3 protein-coding genes are annotated in these 4042 nt (G+C 34.8%); all 3 read left to right on the forward strand.

The features are described 5' to 3' along the window. The first annotated feature begins 199 nt into the window (after nucleotides 1-199). Nucleotides 200-1852: a MobQ family relaxase gene (gene mobQ / locus FTV42_RS15725; RefSeq protein WP_180039172.1), complete on the forward strand. Its 1653-nt coding sequence runs from the start codon at nucleotides 200-202 to the stop codon at nucleotides 1850-1852. 682 nt (nucleotides 1853-2534) lie between these two features. Next, nucleotides 2535-3485: a replication initiation protein gene (locus FTV42_RS15730; protein ID WP_004728629.1), complete on the forward strand. Its 951-nt coding sequence runs from the start codon at nucleotides 2535-2537 to the stop codon at nucleotides 3483-3485. Beyond that, entirely contained in the window at nucleotides 3482-3769 is a 288-nt protein-coding gene (locus tag FTV42_RS15735; RefSeq protein ID WP_004728627.1) for a hypothetical protein, read from the forward strand. Before FTV42_RS15730 ends, FTV42_RS15735 begins: the two co-directional genes overlap by 4 nt. Nucleotides 3770-4042 lie beyond the last annotated feature (273 nt).

Consider the following 4042-nt stretch of genomic DNA (forward strand, 5'->3'; position numbering starts at 1 on the left):
TCAAGGAATCCCCCTCAAGCATAGGTCTGTTTGAATTGAAATTCAAGACAGCCCATGCTATCGTGGTTTTCCCGAAGGGCGCACTTAGCCATTGGATTTCATCCAATGGTGCGACAAGGGGTAAATCCCCTTTGTAATCCCCTGACCAACATATACATGTTGGTAATTTCGATAAATCGAAATAAAGAGCAAAAGCAAAATGGCGATATATCATTTTTCAGTTAAAACGATTAGTAGAGGTAATGGACGATCGGCCGTTGCTTGTGCTGCATATCGTTCAAGTGAAAAATTGGTATGCGATTTTTATGGAAAAGAACAAGACTACACAAGAAAAACTGGTGTCGAATTTACAAAAATCTATGCACCTGAAAATACAAATACTGAGTTACTCAAGCGCCAAACACTTTGGAATGAAGTCGAAAAGGTTGAACGTAGAAAAGATGCATTACTTGCAAGAGAGTTTGAGATTGCATTTCCCAGTGAGTTAAACGCTGAACAGCGTGAAAATATGCTCAATGAACTTTGCCGAAACCTCGTTAAAAAATACGGTGTCATCGTTGATGCTGCTATTCATGCACCTCATACAGACAGTGGAAGTGATGAACGCAACTACCATGCACACATCATGTTCACAACCCGAAGTATTAATGAGCAGGGTGGCTTTTCAGCAAAAAAATATAGGGACTTCAGTCGTGACAATGGCACAGAAACTGTAAGCCACTGGAGAGAATCATTTGCAGAGTTATGCAATCATCACCTGGAACAAAATGGATTTGATGAACGTGTCGATCACAGAAGTTATGAAGACCAGGAAAGTGACCTAGAAGCAACTCAGCACGAAGGTCCTCAAGCGACATACCTCCGGAGACGAGGAATATTTACAGAAATTAGTCTGAAAAATGATGAAATTAAGCTACGTAATTTAAAAATCAAAAAGGTCATCGCACTGGATGAAAACATCAAAGTATCTGAGGATCTTGTTCAAAAAGTACGAAGTGAGCTTCAGTTTCAATACTCTCAAGCTGAGTATTTAGAAAAAACTTCTCAGAAACTTTCTGAATTCCAAAATGAAGAATTATCAAAATTAACAACAAAATTAAACACGATGAGTTCTGCAATATCAGAACTACGCAAAAAAGAGCCTTTATTTTTTAAAACAAAATGGATCAATCAAATAAATGACCTGATCGACCAACACAACACCCAACTAGACATCCAAAAGCATATTTCTGGTCTTAGTGAAATAGAAAAAAAAGAGAGATATTCTGATCATTTAAATAAATGGACAGAAGAAAATCAGCTGCTCCAGCCTAAAAAGTCTTTTGCAAAATTTGACGAACCGAACATCACTGTTAAACAACGAAAACTTAATGATCAAATTTCAAATATAGATCATCAAATTTCTGAAATATCACGCAGAGAAACTGAGTATCAAGAGTATGTACGCGATCAAAGACTGGAGATCATAAATAGTTATATATTTGAAGAAGATAACTATGGAAATAAATACTTTAGTCCTCAAAATGGTGAAAAACAAAAGCGACTATATGCAGAAGAAATGGAAGATCTAAAAATCCAAGAATTGCATGCGGCTTTTACAAAAAAAATTGAGACCGAAGCGCAGCAAGAGTTTTCCCAAAAAAGAGCAATACAGCTCGAAAACGACCGAAAAGATCGTGAATCTAGAGAACAGCAGTTACTTAAAGAACGAGAGCAACAAGAACAACGCTATGCACAAGAACGAGAGCAACAAGAACATTTGGCATTTTTAAGACGCCAAGAACAAGAAAAACAGCAGAGAAATGAGCCTAAAAAGCCAGAAAATGACAATAACCATGACTACACGCCTTAGCAATCCCATTTAAGCGCAAAAAAACGGGGGTTTTAGCGACTTTTGATAGAAATACAGTAAAACTATAGTTGATAAAAATAAAATCGCTTAAAACGCAAATGAGAGCCTTTTAGCGAGTGTCTACGAGCGACACAACGAAAGGTTGCTTATTCCCCCTCTGAAAAACCGTTTTTTATTGAATTACTGGGGACAGTGATTAGCGAGTGTCTACGAGCGAAGTATTGATGCTTTTGCTCGTCAAAAAGCATGAGCATAGCGAATGCATTATTCATGTTTTGCTTTTTGAATCCTTGATCATATATGCAAAAAACTGCCCCCACGAAGCGAGTGAAACGAGCTTCAATAGAGTACGAGCTTTAGCGAGTACCAAGGGCAGTTTTAATAACTCACTTTGGAAATAAATTCCCTTTTATTCTTTTAAAAAGCTTTTAAAAGCTTTTAGACCCTCTGAAAACCTTATGCAGCAATAGTTTCAAGCGTTAAAAGGGTACAAATAGCATGATAAAGGGTACAAATAGCATGATTTTATCGTTTAAAAGGGTACAAATAGCATGATTAAAGGGTACAAATAGCATGATAAAGGGTACAAATAAATTATTGTACCCTTATGTTTATTGGTGTACATTGTTTTCTCATAAGGGTACAAAAATCATGTTCATTTTTTATAAGGTTTGATATCTGAATGAATAAAGAAAATAGTTATGATAAATCTTATCCAGTAACAACAATGGCTATTCAAAACAAAGTTACTGAATGCTTTAAAAGCATGTCTGTAGATGAAAAAAGAATTTTAATTATGGCTTCTCCGATTGCTAGAAATATCGATGCAAGTGAACAAGATCAAATCTTAATATCTGCTCAACAATTTGCTGATGACTGTGGTATCAAAGTCAATTCTGCTTATAAACAAATTGAAAATGCGTCAAAAAAACTAGTAGATCGGTCCTTTTCATACGTTAATGATAGGGGGAAAAAGGTCTACTCTAACTGGGTAATTGATGCTACTTATGAAGATGCAGGGATATCTTTAAGGTTTACATCTATTGTTTTGGTGATGTTGAAAATTTTAGATAAATACAATCCATACACTCGTTATAAAAAAGATGTAGTTCTAAAATTAAAAAAAGACTACTCAATAGACTTTTACCATTTAGCGAAAAAAAATCAGGCAAAAAATGGCTTTGAATTAACGCTAGATGAAATGTTTACAGAGTTTGGTTTACCAGAATCTTATAGAGATTTGAGGAACTTAAAACGAAGAGTTTTGAAGAGCTCATTAGATGAAATTAATGAATTTACCGATGTAACAGTTGACTATAGTCCAGTTAAAAAAGGACGTTCTGTTGTCGGCTTTAAGTTCACTGTGAAAGAAAAATCTAAGCCAAAATTAATAGCTCCTGAGCGAGATCCAAAAACAATAGATATATTCTGCAACCTGTCTGATGCTCAAATTAACAAGTACAGTGCTATTTTATCTAAACTTTCTGAGCTATCAGACCTAAGTAACTTCCAGGACTATCCTAGTTTTGCCCTTTGGATTAGTGGCATCTTACGAGATCCGAAAAGTGTAAGAGAGGAAACAGCAAAGCGGATTTTTAAAGCTCTTCATAGCAAGACGGATTTTAAACCATGAAAACTAGAGCTGAATTAGATGCAATGAGCCATCAAGAACTCAAAGACTATGAGCAAAGTTTACTTGCTCTGTGGACACCAAGAATGGCTATTGAAAGTGACATTGAAAGGTTAAGCACTAATCGCAACGAATTATTAGAAATTTTTAATCAATTAAAAAATCCTGATGCTCCTGAAAATGAGCGTTTAAAAAATTCTATTTTATCGCTCAAATATAAGATTGAAGATTTAGAAGATAAATTGGATGATCTTATTCAAGATAATCGCTTAAATCGTGCAGATTGAATTATTCAGTTTATTTAATTAAAACCGTGAAACATTGATCAAAGAATAGGCGTGGAACGTGAATAGTCACAAAAAAGCCGTTCCAGTGCGCTGAACCCTGGAACGTCTTAGTATAAGTTTATGATTTATATCGAATAAAAAACAGTATTTCGTATAAGGTGTATTATGTTAATTTTAGAAAATCTTCACTACTATTATTTTAAAATAAGCCTTATATCCAAGCATAAAACAAGGTTGTCTAGACTTCTTTTAACAGTAAAGTTATCATAAAAC

Origin of the sequence: Acinetobacter sp. YH16052 (genome assembly GCF_013417155.1) — a bacterium.
In the GTDB taxonomy this organism is placed as follows: Bacteria; Pseudomonadota; Gammaproteobacteria; order Pseudomonadales; family Moraxellaceae; genus Acinetobacter.

What these genes read in the sequence shown, in the direction of transcription:
- FTV42_RS15735 (WP_004728627.1), top strand. Translation starts at nt 3,482, where the DNA reads ATGAAAACTAGAGCTGAATTAGATGCAATGAGCCATCAAGAACTCAAA.
- mobQ (WP_180039172.1), top strand. Translation starts at nt 200, where the DNA reads ATGGCGATATATCATTTTTCAGTTAAAACGATTAGTAGAGGTAATGGA.
- FTV42_RS15730 (WP_004728629.1), top strand. Translation starts at nt 2,535, where the DNA reads ATGAATAAAGAAAATAGTTATGATAAATCTTATCCAGTAACAACAATG.